Origin of the sequence: Acetobacter tropicalis, assembly GCF_030644465.1 — a bacterium.
GTDB lineage: Bacteria > Pseudomonadota > Alphaproteobacteria > Acetobacterales > Acetobacteraceae > Acetobacter > Acetobacter tropicalis.
This window is the reverse complement of the sequence record NZ_JAUYUW010000001.1, coordinates 905,000-923,592: the sequence shown is the minus strand read 5'-3', so window position 1 is coordinate 923,592 and position 18,593 is coordinate 905,000. Positions and strand designations below refer to the sequence as shown.

17 protein-coding genes and 1 pseudogene are annotated in these 18,593 nt (G+C 56.9%); all 18 read right to left on the bottom strand.

The window, feature by feature from the left end; all coding sequences use genetic code 11:
* Complete coding sequence (locus QWU00_RS04145; protein ID WP_304651024.1) at window positions 1-5,460, bottom strand: phage tail length tape measure family protein; 5,460 nt, start codon at window positions 5,458-5,460, stop codon at window positions 1-3.
* The gene (locus tag QWU00_RS04140; protein ID WP_052051343.1) at window positions 5,460-6,101 is read right to left on the bottom strand and encodes a hypothetical protein; all 642 of its coding nucleotides are present in this window, start codon (window positions 6,099-6,101) and stop codon (window positions 5,460-5,462) included. Before QWU00_RS04140 ends, QWU00_RS04145 begins: the two co-directional genes overlap by 1 nt.
* Window positions 6,102-6,104: 3 nt before the next feature.
* Window positions 6,105-6,479 carry a hypothetical protein gene (locus QWU00_RS04135; protein WP_052051342.1) on the bottom strand — a complete coding sequence of 125 codons (375 nt, stop codon included), beginning with the start codon at window positions 6,477-6,479 and terminating at the stop codon, window positions 6,105-6,107.
* Window positions 6,479-6,940, bottom strand: coding sequence for a hypothetical protein (locus tag QWU00_RS04130; protein ID WP_035380096.1), 462 nt, complete (start codon window positions 6,938-6,940; stop codon window positions 6,479-6,481). Before QWU00_RS04130 ends, QWU00_RS04135 begins: the two co-directional genes overlap by 1 nt.
* An 81-nt stretch (window positions 6,941-7,021) precedes the next feature.
* Window positions 7,022-8,372, bottom strand: a pseudogene (locus tag QWU00_RS04125) (phage tail tube protein).
* Between the two features lie 33 nt (window positions 8,373-8,405).
* Window positions 8,406-8,831, bottom strand: coding sequence for a hypothetical protein (locus QWU00_RS04120; protein WP_035382320.1), 426 nt, complete (start codon window positions 8,829-8,831; stop codon window positions 8,406-8,408).
* Window positions 8,828-9,271, bottom strand: a complete 444-nt coding sequence (locus QWU00_RS04115; RefSeq protein WP_035382319.1) for a hypothetical protein — start codon at window positions 9,269-9,271, stop codon at window positions 8,828-8,830. The genes QWU00_RS04120 and QWU00_RS04115 overlap by 4 nt, the downstream gene beginning before the upstream one ends.
* Window positions 9,271-9,588, bottom strand: coding sequence for a hypothetical protein (locus QWU00_RS04110; RefSeq protein ID WP_035382318.1), 318 nt, complete (start codon window positions 9,586-9,588; stop codon window positions 9,271-9,273). The genes QWU00_RS04115 and QWU00_RS04110 overlap by 1 nt, the downstream gene beginning before the upstream one ends.
* Complete coding sequence (locus QWU00_RS04105; RefSeq protein ID WP_150395608.1) at window positions 9,585-10,232, bottom strand: head-tail connector protein; 648 nt, start codon at window positions 10,230-10,232, stop codon at window positions 9,585-9,587. The genes QWU00_RS04110 and QWU00_RS04105 overlap by 4 nt, the downstream gene beginning before the upstream one ends.
* The gene (locus QWU00_RS04100) at window positions 10,198-10,443 is read right to left on the bottom strand and encodes a hypothetical protein (protein ID WP_035382317.1); all 246 of its coding nucleotides are present in this window, start codon (window positions 10,441-10,443) and stop codon (window positions 10,198-10,200) included. Before QWU00_RS04100 ends, QWU00_RS04105 begins: the two co-directional genes overlap by 35 nt.
* 51 nt (window positions 10,444-10,494) lie before the next feature.
* The gene (locus tag QWU00_RS04095) at window positions 10,495-11,796 is read right to left on the bottom strand and encodes a phage major capsid protein (protein ID WP_052051554.1); all 1,302 of its coding nucleotides are present in this window, start codon (window positions 11,794-11,796) and stop codon (window positions 10,495-10,497) included.
* Window positions 11,797-11,820: 24 nt separating this feature from the next.
* Window positions 11,821-12,519, bottom strand: coding sequence for an HK97 family phage prohead protease (locus tag QWU00_RS04090; RefSeq protein ID WP_052051553.1), 699 nt, complete (start codon window positions 12,517-12,519; stop codon window positions 11,821-11,823).
* Between the two features lie 22 nt (window positions 12,520-12,541).
* Entirely contained in the window at window positions 12,542-13,789 is a 1,248-nt protein-coding gene (locus QWU00_RS04085) for a phage portal protein (protein ID WP_052051552.1), read from the bottom strand.
* A gap of 31 nt (window positions 13,790-13,820) precedes the next feature.
* Window positions 13,821-15,533 (bottom strand): terminase large subunit, encoded by a 1,713-nt coding sequence (locus QWU00_RS04080; protein WP_035382316.1) that lies wholly within the window; start codon window positions 15,531-15,533, stop codon window positions 13,821-13,823.
* Window position 15,534: 1 nt separating this feature from the next.
* Window positions 15,535-15,837 carry a hypothetical protein gene (locus QWU00_RS04075; RefSeq protein WP_035382315.1) on the bottom strand — a complete coding sequence of 101 codons (303 nt, stop codon included), beginning with the start codon at window positions 15,835-15,837 and terminating at the stop codon, window positions 15,535-15,537.
* Window positions 15,838-16,005: 168 nt separating this feature from the next.
* The gene (locus tag QWU00_RS04070; RefSeq protein WP_035382339.1) at window positions 16,006-16,329 is read right to left on the bottom strand and encodes an HNH endonuclease signature motif containing protein; all 324 of its coding nucleotides are present in this window, start codon (window positions 16,327-16,329) and stop codon (window positions 16,006-16,008) included.
* A 110-nt stretch (window positions 16,330-16,439) separates the two neighbouring features.
* Window positions 16,440-16,898 carry a DUF6362 family protein gene (locus tag QWU00_RS04065; RefSeq protein WP_231551915.1) on the bottom strand — a complete coding sequence of 153 codons (459 nt, stop codon included), beginning with the start codon at window positions 16,896-16,898 and terminating at the stop codon, window positions 16,440-16,442.
* A gap of 234 nt (window positions 16,899-17,132) precedes the next feature.
* Window positions 17,133-18,551 carry an ATP-binding protein gene (locus QWU00_RS04060; protein WP_187668688.1) on the bottom strand — a complete coding sequence of 473 codons (1,419 nt, stop codon included), beginning with the start codon at window positions 18,549-18,551 and terminating at the stop codon, window positions 17,133-17,135.
* Window positions 18,552-18,593 lie beyond the last annotated feature (42 nt).

The window sequence follows — 18,593 nt, the reverse complement described above, 5'->3', positions numbered from 1 at the left end:
TTATGCTGCCTTTTGTTGCCTTGCGCCCACGGCCTGCATCCGGATCAACTGTTGCAGGGTCGCGTTCATAGTTTTGATTTCGGCTTTGACCTGGAGCATTGTGTCCACCTGTTTTTCCGCCAGTTGCTTGGCGAGGCTGGCCGTAAAGGTGTCAGCGCCCAGATTGCCGATGTCCTGCAATTTGGTCAGCATGTCCTGATAGGCCTTGCTGTAATCCGTGCCGGAGCCCAGCCATTGCTTATCGACGGACAGAGCTGTCTGGGACTCTGACTGGAGGCGCGTCAGCGCATCGTAATCCCCGCCCATGGCTGCCTGATAATCCGTGTCAAAATTATCATTGGCCAGTTTGTACTGATCCTGCACGGACAGCGGCGAGGCATCGGACGTGCCCAGACCCTGCACATAATCCGCAAGGCTGGAAAAGGCAGACGCCACCGAGGATTGTGCCTCGGAGAGATATTCCGCCTGCTTTTCCGCTGCTGCCTGTGCCGCCTGCTGCTGGGCAGCAAGCGCCTGATCGGCATAGGTGGTCTGGATCTTGAGGCGCTCGGCCGCCAGCGTCTTGTCCAGGTCTGCCATCTGGGCAGCATAGGTCTGGCTGTCAGCATAGCTGTCCCCCAGATAACTGCGCCACTCATCCCGCAGGCTCTGGCGCTGCTGATCGGCTGACACGTCAAAATTGACCAGATCCGCACCCTCCTGATCCCCGACCGCGGCAAGGTATCTGCCCTGCACGGACTGGTCAGACTGGGTCAGTTTGGTGTTTTCCGCGTCCAGCATCTGCTGGGCCACGGCGTTGCCCTTGTCCAGGATCACCTGATAATCCAGCCCGTAGGCCTTGGCCTGGTCTGCTGCCTGCTGGTATTTATCCCGCAGATCCGCCACCTGGCCAACAAGGCTCTGTGCCCCGTTATTGGTGATATCCAGCAGCTCCTTGAGGGTGCTGATCTGGGTTTGCAGAGCATCGGTTGAGATGGTTTTGCCATCAAACCCGGCAAGCACCTTGCCCAGGTCCCCCGTGTAGCCACTGATGTGACCAACGGTGATATGCGTCTGATCGTCAAATTTGGCGACAGACACATGCAGGGCATCCAGCGTATCCGCCAGTTGCTTGATGCTATCAATGGCCTGCGTATAGCTGCTGACACTGTCAAAGCTTTTGGGCATCAACTGCTGGAGAGCAAGGTTCTCGTTGGCATCATCGCTTTGCAGTGTGATGTTGGGCAGCAGGTCTGTCAGAGCCGTGGAGCGGTGTTTTTTCCCTTTGTGGTAGTGCCCCACCTCCCCATAACTGCCATCAGACACGGTAATCCCGGCATCGGCATATGTGGCATTGACGCTGGCAAGATCCGTTGTGAGGCCTGCGGTCACATCGTCTTTTGCATGTTTGGAGCGCGTGCCACCAATGGCAAGCTGACCATCTGACCCGATAACGCTATCGTATATACGGTGGGTTTTGTTAAACAGGCCACCGATGATACCGCCGATTGCGCCCAGGACAGTGCCCCCGATCATGCCGCCAACAGGCCCACCAAATACGGTGCCAACGGCAGTGCCAATACCAGCACCCACTGCCGCACCGATTTTGCCACCCTGACCGCCGCCGGTGAGATTGGATGCCTTTTTGCCAAGGCCATACCCTGCGGCCAGACCGCCGATCACTCCCCCGGCCAGAGACATTACCCCTCCTGCGGTGCTGGCTGTATCCTGCCCACTATCCGACATCAGGCCGCCATTGCCGGAAAACATATCTGACACGGAGCCAAAGCCGGAAGACGCATTGGCAGACGAGGATGAGCCAGACCCGAAAAGATTCTGAATATCACTGACACTCATGCCATTTGAGGCTGTAGCCTGACCCGATGAGGAGAGACCGGCATGACTTTCTGTGTTGCCAAACAAGCTCATCTCATCACTGGATGACATGCCGGAGTCCCCAGTTTTGGAGGATCCGTTATCACTCAGATATTGCTGGACTTGATCATTGCTAAGGCCACCACCAGACCCAGCGCTCTGCTGCCCAAACATTTGATTGACGTCATCCAGAGTGGTGCGAGTGCCACCGTCAATCTTATTAAGAAGCGGGTTAATCAGGGCCATTTTTACGATCATGGCCGCAATCTGCACCTCAATTCCTTTGAGGACAGACTTAAAAGACATGCCGCTGGATGTACCCTGCAAGAATCCCTGCGTGACACCATCTGTCAGTTGATCGGTCATATTCTCTAGGCTGCCGGTAACATCCTGAACCACCTGCTGATGGTGCTGGTAAGCAGCCGTGGCATCTGAAAGTGCGTCAACACTTTCCAGATATTTCTGCACGGACTCGTCCTGAAGGGAATTGCCTTTTTGCAGTTGCTCCTGTTCGGCCTGCATGCGGTTGATGAGTTTGGTGCGGGCATCCGCATTCATGCCGATCGTGTCGGTCTCTGCCTCAAACAGTTTGACCTGATTGTCATTTGCATAAGTCTGTTGTGCCAACTGAACCTTTTGTGCAGCAGAATACTGCTCATCAAGGGCTTTTGTCCGTTTCCCAACAGCTTCCGCAAAGGCGGTACTACCCTCCTTGTAATGATCCAGCGCATCCGTATATGCCTGCACATAATTGGTCGCATGCTCCGCAGCAGCACCACCTCTGGACCAGGCATCAGAAATCTGCCCCTGAAGGGACGTATTGCGCTGCATGACGGCCGTGCCGGTTGTGTATTCTGCTGCCAGAGTGCGGGCAGCAGCAGCCTGCACCAGTGCTTTTTCGCTGGCTGAGGCCAGACCTCCCGAAAGCTGGCGTGCAGCATCGTCCGCCTGCTGGGATGCCTCCACCATGGCCCTGTCATAGCCCGTCAGAGCTGCCGCAGACTGGGCAGCGCGGTCCTGCTGTTCAATCAGATCCGCAAACGGCCCACGCAACCCACCAAGGGCAACCTGCTCAGCCTGAAGCTGGCCGGTCAGGTTTTTCAGTGTGGCATTGTAGGCTTCAGGGTTTTTAGGATCATACTGCATCGGCCCCATCGCCTTCAGCTTGGAGATAGCAGTCGTAAGGCCCTGAATTTTGCGCTGGTGATCGGAAATCTGGCCGCCCAGACTGGAATCCGTTCCAGCCATGGCGTCAATTTCCTTCCTGTTTTCCTCCCAGGCTGCGGTGTTTTTTGTGGTCGCTGCCGTCTGGGCCTCTACCGCAGCCGTTGTTGCCGATGTCTGACTGCCACCAGATACACCTGTGGCGTTGGTATTGGTGGGCATAGAAAAGACAGGATCAGAAGAATAACCCCGGTCCATAAGGGACGACAGACCGGTGGCCCCGACAGTATCAAGACCACGTTCCACTCCATTTTCCAGCCACGAGCCGCCCTCCTTGACCGTGTCCCATATCCCGCTTGCAACAGATTCAACTTTGCCAGGGATCTGCTCCACCAGACCGATAAGGTCCGTCAGGGCATTGATCCCGGCCGTGGCCATGCCAACAATGCCATCGCCCATATGCTGGAAGGAATAGACTACGGCGTCTCCCACGCCGCCGGTTTCGTCTTTCAGGGCTTTCAGGGATGCCTGAAACGGTGTAAGCGCCTGCTCTTCCGCATTTTTCGTGGTCTGTTCAAGCACTTTAAGAACGGTATTCAGAGCACCCGTGCGGTTGCCTGCCTGCTCCATATGCTGGACCATGAGCACCAGACCAGCGTTGAAACCGGGCATGCCCTGCTGGGCAAACTCTTCAGCCGCCTTGGCAGGATCCTGCAAGGCGGACGCCATGGTTTTGGCGGCCTCTGGCACAGTCTGCCCCATGACGGCGGCCAGATTGCGGGCGTCCGTCATGTAACGCTCAATCTGGCTGCTATCCACGGTTGGCACGGAGACAATGGTCTGCACGGCCGTGCGGCTGTCTGACAGGGAGAGGTCACTATCAGACTCATGCAGACTGCGGGCGGCTTTTTCCGCAGCCGTCGCCATGTCCGCGTAATCCGTGCGGGTGGCGCGTAGGTGGGTGCTCAGTTGGGCAAGCTGCTGCTGCTCGCTCTCCGAGGCGTAGCCCAGGGCGGCGATGGCCGCCACACCGGCACCCAGACCAGCCACCAGCGCGCCTGGGCCGATCAGGGCGCTTGTAACCCGTGTCAGGGATGCCCTGAACCCGCCCATGATCTGCACCATGTTGGGTACCTGGTAAAAGGCTGCCTGCATGGCGTTTCCACCAGCGAGGACTTGGTCAAAAAACTTGTGCGCTTCATCAGCTAGGATACCAAGCTCAAACGCGGTCAGTTTTGCGGCACCAGCATTGCTGGACAGAGACGCCGTCTGCCGGTCCAGCGTGGTTCTGGCCTTGCCGACATAGGCATCATACTCCTGCTGGGAGATGATGTTGGCTGCCAGGGCCGCGCCCGCTTTCTCCTGCGCCTCTGCATACTCCTGCTGGGCGGCCGCCAGCGGCACCAGTTGGGCACGCAGTTTTTCTGCGTCCTGCGCGGCCGCCTCAAAATCGGCCTGCCGCGCATCGGACTGACCATATTCGGGTGTGGACACACCAGCCCAGGCATTGATCTTGCCCTGAGCACCTGCGGCAGTGGTTTCGTTCTGCGTGCGGAGCGCATCCTGCTGCGCCTGGGCGGTGGAGACAATGGCCGTTTTCTGAGCCTGATAGGCGGACGTGATCCGCGCCATGGAGGCTTCATATTCGCCCATATCGAGAATGCCCGCACGCAGGAGTGTATTCAGTTCCTGCTGGGATTTTGCATAATCCTGTTCCGCACGGGCCAATGGCACCCATTTGGCACGCAGTTTGTCAGCAGCTTCAGCGGCCGCTTCAAAATCAGCCTGTTTATCCGATGTGTCGGCCGAGCCGGATGACACACCGGTCAGGTTGTCAATGTGCGACCGGAGGCCAGAGGCCATCTGATGGGTTGCTGCCTCAGCGGCAGTGCCAAGTGTGGCGTACGAGGCTGCAATGTCACGCAGTGCCGCGCGATAGTCCTGCACCGTAATCTGCCCAGCCCGAAACTGGGCGGAGACATCCCGCATGCTGAGCAACTGGGCAGACTGAGCGGCCGTCAGAGTGTCAAAGGACAGTGCCGCCGAGGATCCTCCTTTTGCAGCTTCACTCTGTGCCACCTCATAGGCGGACCATTGCGCTTCCGCCTTGGCAAGACTCTGTGTCGCCTTTTCAATTCTCTGGTCCAGCCCGGCCAGAGTGCGCTGGCGGTCTTCTTCTGTCTTTTCGCCCCGCGCAATGGCGTCGGCCATCACCTCTTCAGCTTCTGCCCGCTTCCTCAGCAGGGTTTCCAGAGTGCGTGTGGAACGTGCCACTGCATCATTACTACGCTGCACACCGTCGGCCGTCTGAGAGGTTTTCTTGATGACCCGATCTGTGACTTCTGCAACATCCCCCAGTTTTTCCAGGGCAGCCGCATCCTTTTCCACTAGTCCTGCAACATTGCTGGCGTACGAGATGCGCAAAGACTCTTCATTGGGCATCAGACTTTTTCCTTCAGGACAAGGGCGGGATAGGTAATGGGCTGACCGGCCGAGCGCGATCTGCTGCGGCCGTGGTTCTGGCGGAGGATCCACGGTGCACCAGGAATGACACCGGCCGGGATGGTGACGAACTTCCGTTCCGCCTTGATGTTGGGATACTGGCGCTGCACGATCTGGCGTGTGGCCTCCACAATGCCGGGTGGCACTGATGTTTTCATGCCGCCCGTGTCGATCTTGCGGGCGTAAGGCTCCGGGTTCAGCACCATGACCTCACTCCCGGCCGGGATGCGGGCGAGATCCTGCGTCCAGACCCGGCCATCCACCACCACGCACCAGGCGCGCCGAAAGCGGCCTGAGCGGACGGGAGACAGGCGCATGGCCTGCTCTACCGCCAGCAGCGTGGCCTGCGGCAGATAGTGGAAGCGATAGAGGATCACACCATCAGGCTGCACAACGGCTTCCCGTGCGTCCTTCTGGCCGTCCACATAGGTGGTGTAGGCGTTAGGAGCCTGATGGCTGGAAATCAGATCATCACGGATCTGAATGGCCCTGGTGGCAAGATGGGCAGACAGAGCCTCCGGAGAGAGGGTCTTTCGGGCAAACAGGCGCACGGAGCGCGCAAACATTGCACCATTCGCCATGACCTATTTCCCGAAAATGGTTTTGAGTTCCTGCTTGATCTGGATGGTGCTCAGCCTGATGAAATTCGCATCCAGAATACGGACACAGGCGATCACGAACTCACGGTTTTCTCCATACAGGCGGTTGCGGTCACACCATTCCTGCACGGCCCGATAGGGGAGTTCCTGCGGGCGTGGGATGCCACGAACAGCCCCCATGCCGCCCCCGAAGACATCCTGTGTATGAAGACGCTCGCCCGCCAGCTCGTTCCAGCAGCGCCAGGGCGTGATCAGCCAGGGCTCTACCGCCACATAACGGGACTGGGCATCCAGCGCTTCCCAGTCCGTATCCGGTATGGCGCGCCCCTGATATTTTGCGACAAGGGGCGCATCCATCATCACCCAGCAGAGGGCGGCTGAGAGTTTTTTTCCGCATCCTCAAGCAGCGCCTTGCTGGCCATGCCAACACTGCCTGCGGCCTGAAGAGCCAGCACGAGCAGCCCCATATTGGCGCGCTTGAGGATGGCGGCCTTGAACTGCTCAATGGTCATGGGGGAGCCGTCCATGTTTTCCAGACCGGAGATATCCAGCAGGCATTTTTCAGCCAGCGCCTGAGCCTGGCATTCGTCCTGGACGGATGGCGGCAGGGTGTCCGGTGTGACACGATCCGTGGAGGCAGGCGGCAGACCGGTATTGAGCCGGATGGCGGCCGCGCGCTGCAAGGCAGCCAGACGGTCAATATAGGCGGTGGTGAAACCGCGTGTGGTGATGGTGAACTTGTCCCCTTCGGGACCGACATCAATGGCCTGGCCATTATCGAGAGCAGATTCATCACGCATGTAACGGGCAGCTTTTGCCATGGTCATTTTTCCTGATTGATATGAGGGGCTGAAACAGAAAAGGCCGCACGCAGCGGCCAGTTATGGTGAAAAAGGGCGAGATCAGGAGCCGGTCGCGGCAACACCTGTCAGGCGGAAAATGGCGAAGGTGGGACCACCATCTTCCGTGGGATTGCCTTCGATATCAAAGGAAGCCTTCACGGTCTGGTTGGTCTCGGACGTGTTGATCTTGGCGTTCCGCAACGCGGCATTGGTGAACATGAAGGCATAACCGTTGCCGCTATCATCAACGGATTTGACAACAATCTGCCCCTGCGTACCAGCAAGAGCGGCGTCATATTCATCCCATGTGCGGAAATAGAATTCGATACTGCCGGATGCCGTGAACTGTCCCGTGCGCACACCGCAGGCACTGGCGTGGCCGTTACCATAATCATTCCCGTTGCCATCACGCGCCAGCGTGCAGGTGAACTGGGTGACGCACCCGGCCGGAGCCTGCCCGTTGATGGTGGCGCCAAGAAAGTTATTGACGGTGTTGTGGACCTTCCCGCCAGGAGCAGCCAGAACCGAACTGGCGATGTCCGTGTCGGATTTGACCTCATCCGCACAGATGGCATCCATGCTGATCGTGCCAAACTGGCCCTGCTGCAACTGGATCTGCACCTGAGTGATAAGGCTGCCCGGATAATGCAGGAACTTTCCGAGCAGTTTCTTGCGGATGGTGAAAGTTTTGTCGAGACCGGAATTGAAGATGTCCAGCGGCCTGACTGAAGTCTGCGCAGACAGGTCAAGCATATCATTGCTGCCTTTGTCTCCAATCAGACCATAGACGGATGCAAATGCCCCCTTAGCAAACAAAAGGGTCGAATTTTCATTGGCTTGCCCAATATATTGAGCGAAAAGAGATACTTTATTCACGGGATCAGAAATGATCACGTAGCCTGTATTTGGCCACGATTTGAAAATAGGTAGCCCTGCGCCGCTTGTGTCATGCGCCCAGATTGCATCCAGTCCTGTATTGCTGGCCTGATTATACGAGATCTGGATCAACTGTGCTGCACTGGCCGTAATGGGGGGGATACTTCCCATAGGCACACCAGCCCAGTCTGCCCCCATGACACCGCCGATCAGGTCATCAAACGTACCAGAGGACAGCGCCCCGGAGATTGTTCCTGAAGCCTGCACCTGCGTGACAACAGATTGCGAGACCTGCTTCAGGTCATTGATTTCCTGTGGGCGGGATGTGGTCTGGGCGCGTGAGAACGTCTCGCCCGTGATGCGCAGCGCCTGATAGTTGCCAGTTGGCGGCGTGGCGTAGAGTGTCTCCAGCGCAAAATCCATGCGCGTGTCATTGGTCTGTGCGCCTGCCGCCAGGCCGGATGTGGCCCCAGTGAACGCCATAGGTCACCTCATAAAAAAAGGCCGCACATGGCGGCCTGTATCGGGAAACGATGCCCTGACAGATCAGGGCGATGTGGAACGCCGGTTAGCTGCTGGCGGGCGTGCCGGAGCTCTCAGTGCCGCTTGTGCTTTCCGGGGAAGCGACAGGCTGCTCATCCACAGGCATCAGCCCATAACGGAAGTTTGCACCCTGCTGCATGGCCAGACACATGAGGGAGGCGTCAAACGGCAGGGACGTCTGCACGGAGCCGGTCAGGATGAACGGCTGGTCCGCCCCGCCGATTTCCGCCAGCACCTTGTAACTTTTTCCGGTTTCTTCGGCCGGTGCGGGCGTAAAAGTCGGCAGGCCCCGCACCTCACGATTGAGCCATGCGCCATAGCGCAGGCCTGCGCCAACAGATGGCGCGATCAGAGCCAGGGCAGCCGTGGTGCTGGCCGCTTCTACCGCCGCGCTGGCAAGCAGAAACTTGCCGGATCCGGGTGCTGTTTCAATGAGAGGGAAAAACTTCATGGCTGTTGCTCCAAGGCATCCTGATAGGTGTAATCGACCATGAGGGTCAGCGCGTACCAGTTGCCGGTATCATCAAGGTTGGGAGGGACATTGCTCTGTCCCCGATAGAACAGGCCTGCCGGCCAGCCCTGCGGTTGTGTGTTGATGCGTGAGGCCCGGAAGGCCGTGCTCATGGCTTTGACATGAGACAGCGCCGTGGGCGTGTTGATGCCGGACGCCTTGCGCACCATCAGGTGCAGCATGATCTGGCCGGTTTCCTCGTCCGCTGCCTCGCCCATGCCAAGCCGGTCAGAGACCGAGCTTGCGATATCCAGCACCCAGTAACAGTCCGGGCGGTCAGCCACCTTGGCGACAAGAGGGTCAATCAGCTGGAGGCCATTGGCCTGACAGACGACCGTGGCACGGCTGAAGGCGTCATTCCAGACGGCATCGCTCGTCATTACTGGCCTCCTGCGGCAATCAGCCGCCAGCCGCAAAGGGTCGCCCCGTCATAGATCGGCACGGCATCGGTCAGCGTGTAGAATTTCGGGCCGTCCGTGATCTCCATGTCAGCGGCAGGCGTCAGGCCCTGGGCGTTCACCTCATCAGCCATGATCTCGACCACGAATGCCGCCTTTGCCACGCCATCCTGAATCTCGGCTGCCTGTGGAGGCGGAGAATACGCCTTGAGCGTCACGCTGGTGCCATTGCTGCTCAGCACCATCTGACGCCCCTTGGCGCTGATCTGGCGGCGGCGGCGCTCTGTGCGGTAGCTCACCGGATACCACCAGACCGATACCCGGCCAGCAGATTGGCAGCATCCTGCGGGAGGCCGCCTGTGCCAGAGGCCGTTGCGACCCATGACGTGGATCCGACACCCTGCTCTGATTCTGATTTAAGATTTGGGTCTCGGTCGCCACCATGCCAACTCGCTGCCGCCGTGATGCGGATGGCCCGCTGGATCTCCAGCGGGATGGTGCCCCCTGTGCCATCAGATCCTGGTGGACTGTAGCCTGCCGTGTAGGTGACAACGTAGCGGGCAGGATGCCAGAGAGCGGGGCCACCATCCGGCGGATAGAGCATACCGCAGGAGGTATCCATGGCATTAAACACGTTGATCAGATCATCACCGCCCATGGCCGTGCTGTTGATGGATACAACCTTGAGCGCCGTGACAGGATACCGCCCCAACACCAAACTGATGCGTGGCTGATCCTGCCGCAGATCCATGATGTCCCGCCAGTCTGACGACAGGATGGGGCGGCCGATATAGGCCAACACAGCGCTGGAGGCTTCCAGCAGCCTGCGGGTTAAATCCGCATCCTGCGTATCATCAGTGATTTTGAGGTCTGATTTGAGGTCAGACAGGGAGGCAAGCGGCACCTGATTAGGCGGTGCCCCCACTCTGATCGTTATCGCCATTATCCCGCTCCTGCTCTGGCTTTTCCTGTTCCGGCATACTGGATGAGGTAGTATTCCGGCTCTTTACCGTATGGCGCGCTGCCACGAGGGCTTCTGAGGGGGAGAGCCCCCTTTTTTCCAGGTCATACCGAAGCTTTTCAACCGCACGGGCATTTTTGAGGCGCTCATCATGTTTTTCGGTTGACGACAGTTTCCGGGGTTTTTCAGACATATTCCTACTCCAGACATGGAAACGGCCTCCCGAAAGAGGCCGTCAGACAGATCAGGATGCTGCGATCTGCAAGAACTTCACAGCACGGCTGTCCAGGCTAATCCCACCGGTGCGTTTGGTGGCGTAAAACCCAACAAACGGCTTGTTGGTGTAGGGATCCCGAAGCGTCCGGATGCCAATACGGTCCACGATCATGTAGGCCCGCTTGAAATTGCCGAACGCAATGGGGATAGCGCTTGCTGCAATATCCGGCATGATTTCCATGTCGTTCACGCCATACCCCAGCAGCGTTGCCGGTTCACCGATCTGAGATGATGGCTGCCAGAGATAGTTGCCCTGACCATCTTTCAGTTTCCGAACTGCGGAAACTGTAGTGCTGTTCATCAACCAGGTTGCCCCCTGCCGGAGCGTGCTCTTGGTCGCGTAGATCATGTCCAGCAGCTTGTCTGATGCAGCCGCATTGGTGCCCAGACTTCCCGCTGTTGCACTGGTCAGGAGCTGATAAGTCCCGAACGTGCGGGTTTTGTCACCATCTGCGGCAGTTGGCTGGGAAAAGAGGCCTTTTGGTTTCTTGACACCATCACCAAACAGATAAGCCTGAGCTTCATTCTCCGCGAACGCGAGAGCAAGCTCATTGCCGATATAGGCCTCCAGATCGACAGCACTGTCGTCAAGCAGCCGCTGGGAAATCTGCGGGTTGGCATACATTTCACCAAATGTCGCCTCAACCTCGGTAAACTGAGGGCCATTTGTTGGAGGGCGAGCGTCAGTTTCTCCGACCCAACCTGCGCTTGTTCCGTGCAGCCCGACAAGGCGCTTGTAACTATCAGCCCCCACTGTCATGGCCGTAAACAGCGAACGGACATCACTCTGATCGCCCAGGATATCAAGAATATTGCGGTCCACCGTGTCAGGGACGAGGTAACCACCATCTTCTCCTGTCTGGGTGGTATTGGCACGCCGCTCAATATCCCGCAGCTCATGCTCTCGCTCGCCACGACGCGCCCAGCGATCCCATGCAGTGCGATATTCTACCTGTACAGGATCCTGACCAGACGATCCTCCCGGACGGCCGGGACGACCGGACCGGGTAGAAATCTCGGTCAGGGCATCAGATAGACGCCGGATTTCCCCATCAATACGCTGGACATGCTCTTCCGTGACAACATCTGATGTGCCGCGCTGTTCGAGCTGCTGCAAACGCTGGTCATTCTGCTGCCGAAATTCGGAGAATGCCTGCTGGATACCCTGAAGAAGACTGCGCACATCAGTCGTGTTATCAGGGGAGCTGGACCCAGCGCCGCGTACATGCAGACGTGCGCCACCAGACATCAGGTTGCGTTTCAAACTCATTTTTTGCTCCAGATTGGAAAAAATTCAGGAAAATGTCTGTCTGAGGGCTTCAAGATCCTCAAGGATCCCGCTGTCCAGCGCACCATCATCCCGATGGGCGTCTGCTGCCCGGAAACCACGCGAGGCAATGGCCTTCGCCCGGTTGTTTGAAAAGCCACCTTCCTCCCGAAGGAACCTCTCAAAATCTCTCTCTGTACGGATATTCTCCGCATTGCGCACATTGCCGACCCGCGCTTCCGGATTGGCCGCAAAGGTGACAATGGAGACTTCCCATAGATCAGCCTCCGTGATTGTCATCACGTCATCATCGGCGTCATATTCATACGAATTGATGATGAACCCGACCGACAGACCATCAATCGCCCGTGCCTTCAGCAGGTCATAAGCTGCTTTTGCTTGAGGAACAGACAGGATCAGTTGCCCCTGGACGAGAAGGCCCCGCTTGTCTTCCGACATTTCGGTGTAAACACCGATCGGCTGCGTCCAATCATGCTGCCAGAGCATTTTGGGCATTGTGCCGGCTGATTTGCTGGCGGCGAGACTGGCAGAGAACGCACCGGGCGCAAACTGCGTGCCGTAACTGGTCTCCAGAACGCCAAAAACTGATGCGTAGCCCTCAAAGGTGCCATCATCAGCAATGCTGCGGCAGTCGAAGCGCAGATTGCACTCACGCGTCCAGGGCTTTCCAGCGCCTGACCGTGTGGAAAGGTAAGGAACTCTCATATTGTCCTCAAAAATGCTGGGATCAGCTATTACCGGCCGGTTTGTTGCTGATCGGATTACCCTGGGCATCCAGAACTGATGTGTTCATGGGCAGCACGGGCCGATCCAGACCCGACACGGGCGGCATATCTTCCAGTTCACGGGCATCGGAGCGCAGCATCCAGCCTGCCTGTATGCCACTCTGATAGGCCTCATAACGGGTTTTTATATCCGCTCGCTCAAGGGCCGCCACATTGTGTTTGACATACACATTAGGAGCAGATCTTCCGATCAGATCCCGCCGGAATGATGATTCCCACCGTCTTACCCACGGCAGAAGTGAGTATTTGACATGCGCCAGGAAAAACTGCTCCGACGAGGCAAAGGTTGATGCCTTGTCGCTATGCCCCACCATCATGGGAAACACCCGCATGGTGCGACAGATTTCCTCGACCTGATTTTTCCGGGTGGCGATATGCTCCGCATCCACACCGCTCATCGTGACTTTGGTGAACGTTCCACCACGGTCCATGATGATCGGACTGAATTGCTCCAGGCCAGTATGCTGAGATTCAATTGCAGCTTTCAGCCGCTTATACTGGTCATCGCTCAGTTGATCTTTCACCGAGAATACGCCAGATGCCTGCACCCCGTTCTTATGGAGCCGTGCATGGCTTTCCTCCAGCGCCACAGAGAGTCCTATTGCTTCACGTGCGGCCCGGACAATATCCAGACCAGCAAAGCCGTTCCAGGACGGGCCGCGTACGATCAGAAGATCTGATGCCGAGAACTGCATGGGAGCGCCGCCATCTGGCAAAGTGACCTTCACCACAACGTTCCACTGGTCATCCTGCTCAATACGGTACCAGCGCGGTTGCAGTGGGAGGAGTTCCTTGATCTCCACAAGACCTGTTATAGGATTTTTCACCTGGTTTTTGACTGCAATACCGTTCCCAGTCAGGACGGCATGCATTGTCAGTTGCTCGACAAGCTCTTCTCCTGTTTGCCAGTCATTCGGAAAATCAAGTAGTGCCTGGAGCGGACTATCTGAAAAAAGAAGACGTTTCGGGCCAGACTTTTTATAAACGCCACGGGGCATACCCGCTACGTCTTCGGCTATGACACGCGCACACGCCAGAACAGTGGTGACTTCCAATGAGTTTTCCCAAGTAACGGAAACTCCGGATTTCGCTGGGCGGCCCACAAAGAGATCCCGGAACAGTTCAGCCGGTCCTATACGGGCACCGCGCTCCTGATGACCGATGCCGAACAGGCGTTTCCAGAACCCCATTTTTCGGTCTTTCCTTTCATGATTGAGGAGATCAATTCTCCCACCAAGATTTCCCCTGGACGACTGGATTGAGAGACATGAGCACTACTGTGTCGAAAAGCGACATAAGAGGGTCTATCTTTGACCAACCTGCGGCCTGCTTTTCTATGACAACGGCATTTCCTTTCGCTTCCACACGGGCATTTCCGACTGCCCATGCCATGATGGGCTGCCCACAATGGATCAGAGTACGTCCAGCAAGTTTCCGTTCTGCGGTTTTGATTGCCCCTGTGAGCTTCCAGCCCTGGGACACGCCATGCACACGCTCATCCCGATGGATGCCTCGCTCGTCAAGTGCAGCAACAATGTCAGCAACCCCTTGCGGATCCAGACCGACGCCATACAATTTGCCAGACTGATCAACGTCAGCGACCGTCTCAGCCAGATCTATGATGTCAGGACCAACCTCATCGACAATGACGAGGTCACCATCCTTAACAAAATCATCCATAAGGGAAGCCTCGCGCTTGCGGCGTTCAATTCCCTTTTTGGTTACCCAGCTTTTTTGCCAATGCATCCAAACATCGCTTCCAGCCTCTCTGCCAAGGATGGACAGGGACAGGAGGTCATCCAAGCCGCCGCCATCAATACCGGCCACGATAACCTCAGATCTCTCAATTATCGCATCCAGCGTCAGATCCTGACGCGCCTGGGACTGCCAGAAATCCGCGCCCGCCCAGCGATCATCCCGTAAGGCAATCCCGATTTCGATATTAAGATGCTGGGAAGCCCACTTGGCCAGTTCCTCCACGCCTTTGCTCTTGGCCTTGTCGAAATCTGCCTTCAGGCGCTCAACAGTGATGGGGCGGCCAAGGTTGGGCAATACCATGGGCCAGATGGCAGGATTTTCCCAGGGCGCAGGTTCACCCAGAACCTTGGCCGGCTTCTGGACATCTTCCGGGAACTCGTAAAGTACCGGCAACACATCATTGGCGACCGGGATCTCTTCATCATTCTCATCTTTATAGAATGATGCCCCATCACGAATGGCGCGAGCCTGCTTGAGATCAGCCTTGAAAATACCACGCGGCGGCTCATCGCTTTGTGTCGTGATGATTGCCAAGAAGCCTTCTTCCTGGCTGATCATACCCCCGCGCAACTGGATCATGACACTATCGGCCGCAGAGCTTTTAGCGATAACATGCTCTTCATCCACCAGGACTCCGGCTGGCTTCACCCCCGTCACAACATTGGTGTCGAACGCCTTGATGGTCAGGGTTGCGCCAGTCGGCAAATAGGTCAGGCACTTGAGATGGTTCTGCAAACTGAAGCGCTTTTTTAGTTCACGATTAAGCAGAACCATACCGGATGCCTGCTTGAAGGAGAGATCCGCAATCTGCTTCGTCGGGGCCACGATCAGGAATTCTGCATTTGGCCGCGTGTTAAGAAGCACGGAAACCAGCATCAAGGCCGCGCCATAGGTGGTCTTGGAGTTTTTCTTTGGGACCAGGAGAAAAAGTTCGCGGATCAGCCGCTTATTGGTCATGGGGTCCAACGAGCCATGCAGCATGGCAACGATTTCACGAAACCATGGTCCACTTGCATCCTTCAGCAGCGGCGTGCCACCGACATCCGGCAGGCGCAAGCTATCGAAAAACTCTACCGCCTGGGCTGCTTGAACCGGGTTCACCGGATCGATATCAGGCAGCAGAGATCGACCCGCGCGGATACGTTCGCGCCAGTCTGGACGGCTCATGTTCAGCATATCAGTGCCTCATAGGTGCGGGGAGCGCCGAAAAGACTGACTTCTCCGCAGATTGATCTTCAAGGGGCAGTTCCCCTTGCCCCATCTCAGATTGTTTCGGCGCTAGGCGCGCATGCATGTAAGGAGCAAGCTTGTCTGACGCCATTAGCCTCCAGCTAGGAGGCGCAAGTGGATCCCGCAAAACCGCCAGCCAATAGGCGAATGGTGTCAGGGTCGCATAGTTTTCAATGTGCGGGCCGCTATATTCCGGCGCGATGACCTTTTTCTTTCGGCCAGCACCAGGACGAGCACCACCGCGTGCCATCTAAACATCTCCTTTGATTTCTTTGATTGTTTTCAAAACTGTCTGAAAAATCTGCGCGTGCCCCTGGCGCGGTTAGGGTGCCCATGGGGCTGTGAAGATTTAACCCACCCCCACCCCTAGCCGAGCGGCCATGTCAGATCATGAAAATCCGGAGATTTCTGCCGTTTTTCAACGATGATACCGTTCCCGCATCCGGGCGGCACGGGCTTTGGCCGTTTTTTTGGTGTGACACGATCCGCAGACCAGCCGGATGTTGGCTGGATCCAGCGGAGCGCCACCATCCTTGAGTTCCTGGACGTGGTCGCCAAAGAGGCGGACACCTGACCGGCCACATTCCTGACAGACATTTCCCCGTGCGGCAGTGAGCTGACGCATCAGATCCCGCCAAGGCTTGGTGAGATAAAACGGATCAGCCTGCTTTGGCGGCGGCTGCGCAATGCGCGTGTCTATGGTGGCTAGTCCAGGAGGCAGGCATTTGAGGCGTGGTGCCATTGCTGTGCTCCGGGCATAAAAAAAGGCCGCGTAGCCTCTTGGCTGCACGACCCCACATCATGGTCCTTAAAACACTGCATTTTGGAAAGTTTGGAAAGAGAAAAATGCAGTCAGGCGTAAATTTTTTTCGTGATGGACGATAACCCTTTGTGAAACCAGCTTTTTACCGTGACATGATTGCTGCTCATCGTATCACCAATCTGTCGCCAACTGTATCTATGGCGGCGTGTCAGCGGGTGGATCATCATCCAGAGCAGAACGACGCGGCGATGCCCGGCGTCCTGAATGGACTGCACCCAGTCAAATGCCTCATCCATACGACTGATGGCAGCGGCTGAGGGCATCGGCGGACGGATTTCACTTTCAGCAGTGAGGGAGAGCAGATCATCCAGATCCATCAGAGTTTCGCCCCATGCAGCACAGCGACTGGACGGACGGATGCCATGGGCTGGCAGGCAGGCCAGGGTAAATCCGGCCTCAAACAGGCGATGCTCCACTGCATGGGCCATTTCGGCCCCGCTCATTGGTTTGCAGGCAATCATTTCTGCTGGCGTTCCGTTGGTTCCCATCTGGTTCCCTTTCGGTTCCCTTTATTATCTATATATATCAATAAGTTAGAAAGAAAGGGAACTAAGGAACCAAGGGAACCGCTGTTCTCTCACGGAACAAGAGGGCGAGAAACAGTTTTCTCCGTGAGGCGCGGATATTGGTTCCGTTAGTGGATTTTGGTTCCCTTTAGGAAAATACAGCAACTAAAGGGAACCCGTTACGTTCCCATTAAGTTCCCTAGTTCCGTTTCGGCGTTATTCGCCATCATCTGACAGGCCCAATTCGCAGCACCGAACCCAGAAGCAGCCCTTGTGCTTCATTTTGCCGATGCCAACAGCCTTCTCTGTCCCATCCTTGTTTTTGGGCGCGGGACGGTAACTCTCCAGCCTGGTAAACTCATACATGTATTTTTGGCCAGCGAATACTGTATCCTTGAACAAAGCGGCCAGCATAGCGTTACGCGGCCATATCCACAATCCATCACCATCACTTGCCCGCAATGCAGGTTTCCCACTTCGTCCTTTTGGCTCATCAGCTCTCACAACCCGGATACCGTAACTTGCCAGGACCGCCGCAACATTATCACGCGAATAGCCCACGTCCTGAAATTCTGCATCTTCTTGCATGCGCGGCCTATCAGGCTCCAACATCCGGCTGATCAGCACGTTGAGCGGCTGTCTGTCCGTGGAGCGGTTCATTTGCACCTTTTGGGACAGGAGGAAATCAATCATCTGCTGCGTGCCGCTTTGCGTCATGACCTGATCAGCACTGCGGATATATCCAATCACGCCCTGCACAGCATCATCAGCCTCGCTTTCTGCAGGCACATGATCGTGGGTGAGAGTCCACCATCCGGCCAACAGGGAGCCCATTTGATCCATTTCGCGTGGCTGGCACCCTGCCTTACCGATGGCGGCACGGAGGATGATACGCGCCTCGCGGTAACGCTCCCACGCAGCGATGGCGCGGCCCCACATGGCTGGCCCAATATCCTTACCCCATGCTGCTAGATCACGATGCTCTGCCGTATGATCAGCCCCCTTATGGGCAGCAACCATCTCAACAATCGTAAATCTGCCCAGATGCTGTGCCTCCATGTCTGGTGGCCTGATGGATGCCATGATGATGCTACCGGCCACAGAGATCTTGCGGGCGATACCATCCGAGCCACCACGCGCACCTTTAGTACCTTCGCCGCCCGTAGCAGACAGCACTAGATCTAGCAGGGCACGGGCCGCGCGCTGATCAACGCGGTCTGAGGCCTCATCAACAAGCATCGGTATTGCACGGCCATCAACCGTCTGTTCAATTCCGGCCTTTGAGGCATCATTGGTTGCAAACTTGAGAGGGATAGCGTTTTTCAGCACCTCCAGAAGCGATGATTTACCGCAACCCGCGCCACCAGTTAAGAAACCGGCTGGCCGCCACGGAATAGCCGCACCATAATAAGCGCACGCCAGCATGCCCATAACAATGACATCACTGCCCGGAATACGGAAATTCCAGAGATCACGGATACTTTGTTGGAGCGCACGCGCCTCCACTGCACCACATGGGGCTGCGGGGCGCGGCTCAGGTGCGGCTGCGGCCCAGATCTGATTGCCGATGCGCGTGCCCGGCCGCTCCAACCTGGCACCAACCAACACGCGATCACCACAATGCACAATTGGCATACCTTTCGGATCAGGCCATACGCCTGGACGCCTGATCTGGAT

Bases quoted from the DNA above. Each gene is read 5' to 3' on its own strand.
- QWU00_RS04145 (WP_304651024.1), bottom strand. From the start codon at position 5,460: ATGCCCAATGAAGAGTCTTTGCGCATCTCGTACGCCAGCAATGTTGCA.
- QWU00_RS04140 (WP_052051343.1), bottom strand. From the start codon at position 6,101: ATGGCGAATGGTGCAATGTTTGCGCGCTCCGTGCGCCTGTTTGCCCGA.
- QWU00_RS04135 (WP_052051342.1), bottom strand. From the start codon at position 6,479: ATGATGGATGCGCCCCTTGTCGCAAAATATCAGGGGCGCGCCATACCG.
- QWU00_RS04130 (WP_035380096.1), bottom strand. From the start codon at position 6,940: ATGGCAAAAGCTGCCCGTTACATGCGTGATGAATCTGCTCTCGATAAT.
- QWU00_RS04120 (WP_035382320.1), bottom strand. From the start codon at position 8,831: ATGAAGTTTTTCCCTCTCATTGAAACAGCACCCGGATCCGGCAAGTTT.
- QWU00_RS04115 (WP_035382319.1), bottom strand. From the start codon at position 9,271: ATGACGAGCGATGCCGTCTGGAATGACGCCTTCAGCCGTGCCACGGTC.
- QWU00_RS04105 (WP_150395608.1), bottom strand. From the start codon at position 10,232: ATGGCGATAACGATCAGAGTGGGGGCACCGCCTAATCAGGTGCCGCTT.
- QWU00_RS04100 (WP_035382317.1), bottom strand. From the start codon at position 10,443: ATGTCTGAAAAACCCCGGAAACTGTCGTCAACCGAAAAACATGATGAG.
- QWU00_RS04095 (WP_052051554.1), bottom strand. From the start codon at position 11,796: ATGAGTTTGAAACGCAACCTGATGTCTGGTGGCGCACGTCTGCATGTA.
- QWU00_RS04090 (WP_052051553.1), bottom strand. From the start codon at position 12,519: ATGAGAGTTCCTTACCTTTCCACACGGTCAGGCGCTGGAAAGCCCTGG.
- QWU00_RS04085 (WP_052051552.1), bottom strand. From the start codon at position 13,789: ATGGGGTTCTGGAAACGCCTGTTCGGCATCGGTCATCAGGAGCGCGGT.
- QWU00_RS04080 (WP_035382316.1), bottom strand. From the start codon at position 15,533: ATGCTGAACATGAGCCGTCCAGACTGGCGCGAACGTATCCGCGCGGGT.
- QWU00_RS04075 (WP_035382315.1), bottom strand. From the start codon at position 15,837: ATGGCACGCGGTGGTGCTCGTCCTGGTGCTGGCCGAAAGAAAAAGGTC.
- QWU00_RS04070 (WP_035382339.1), bottom strand. From the start codon at position 16,329: ATGGCACCACGCCTCAAATGCCTGCCTCCTGGACTAGCCACCATAGAC.
- QWU00_RS04065 (WP_231551915.1), bottom strand. From the start codon at position 16,898: ATGGGAACCAACGGAACGCCAGCAGAAATGATTGCCTGCAAACCAATG.
- QWU00_RS04060 (WP_187668688.1), bottom strand. From the start codon at position 18,551: ATGCCAATTGTGCATTGTGGTGATCGCGTGTTGGTTGGTGCCAGGTTG.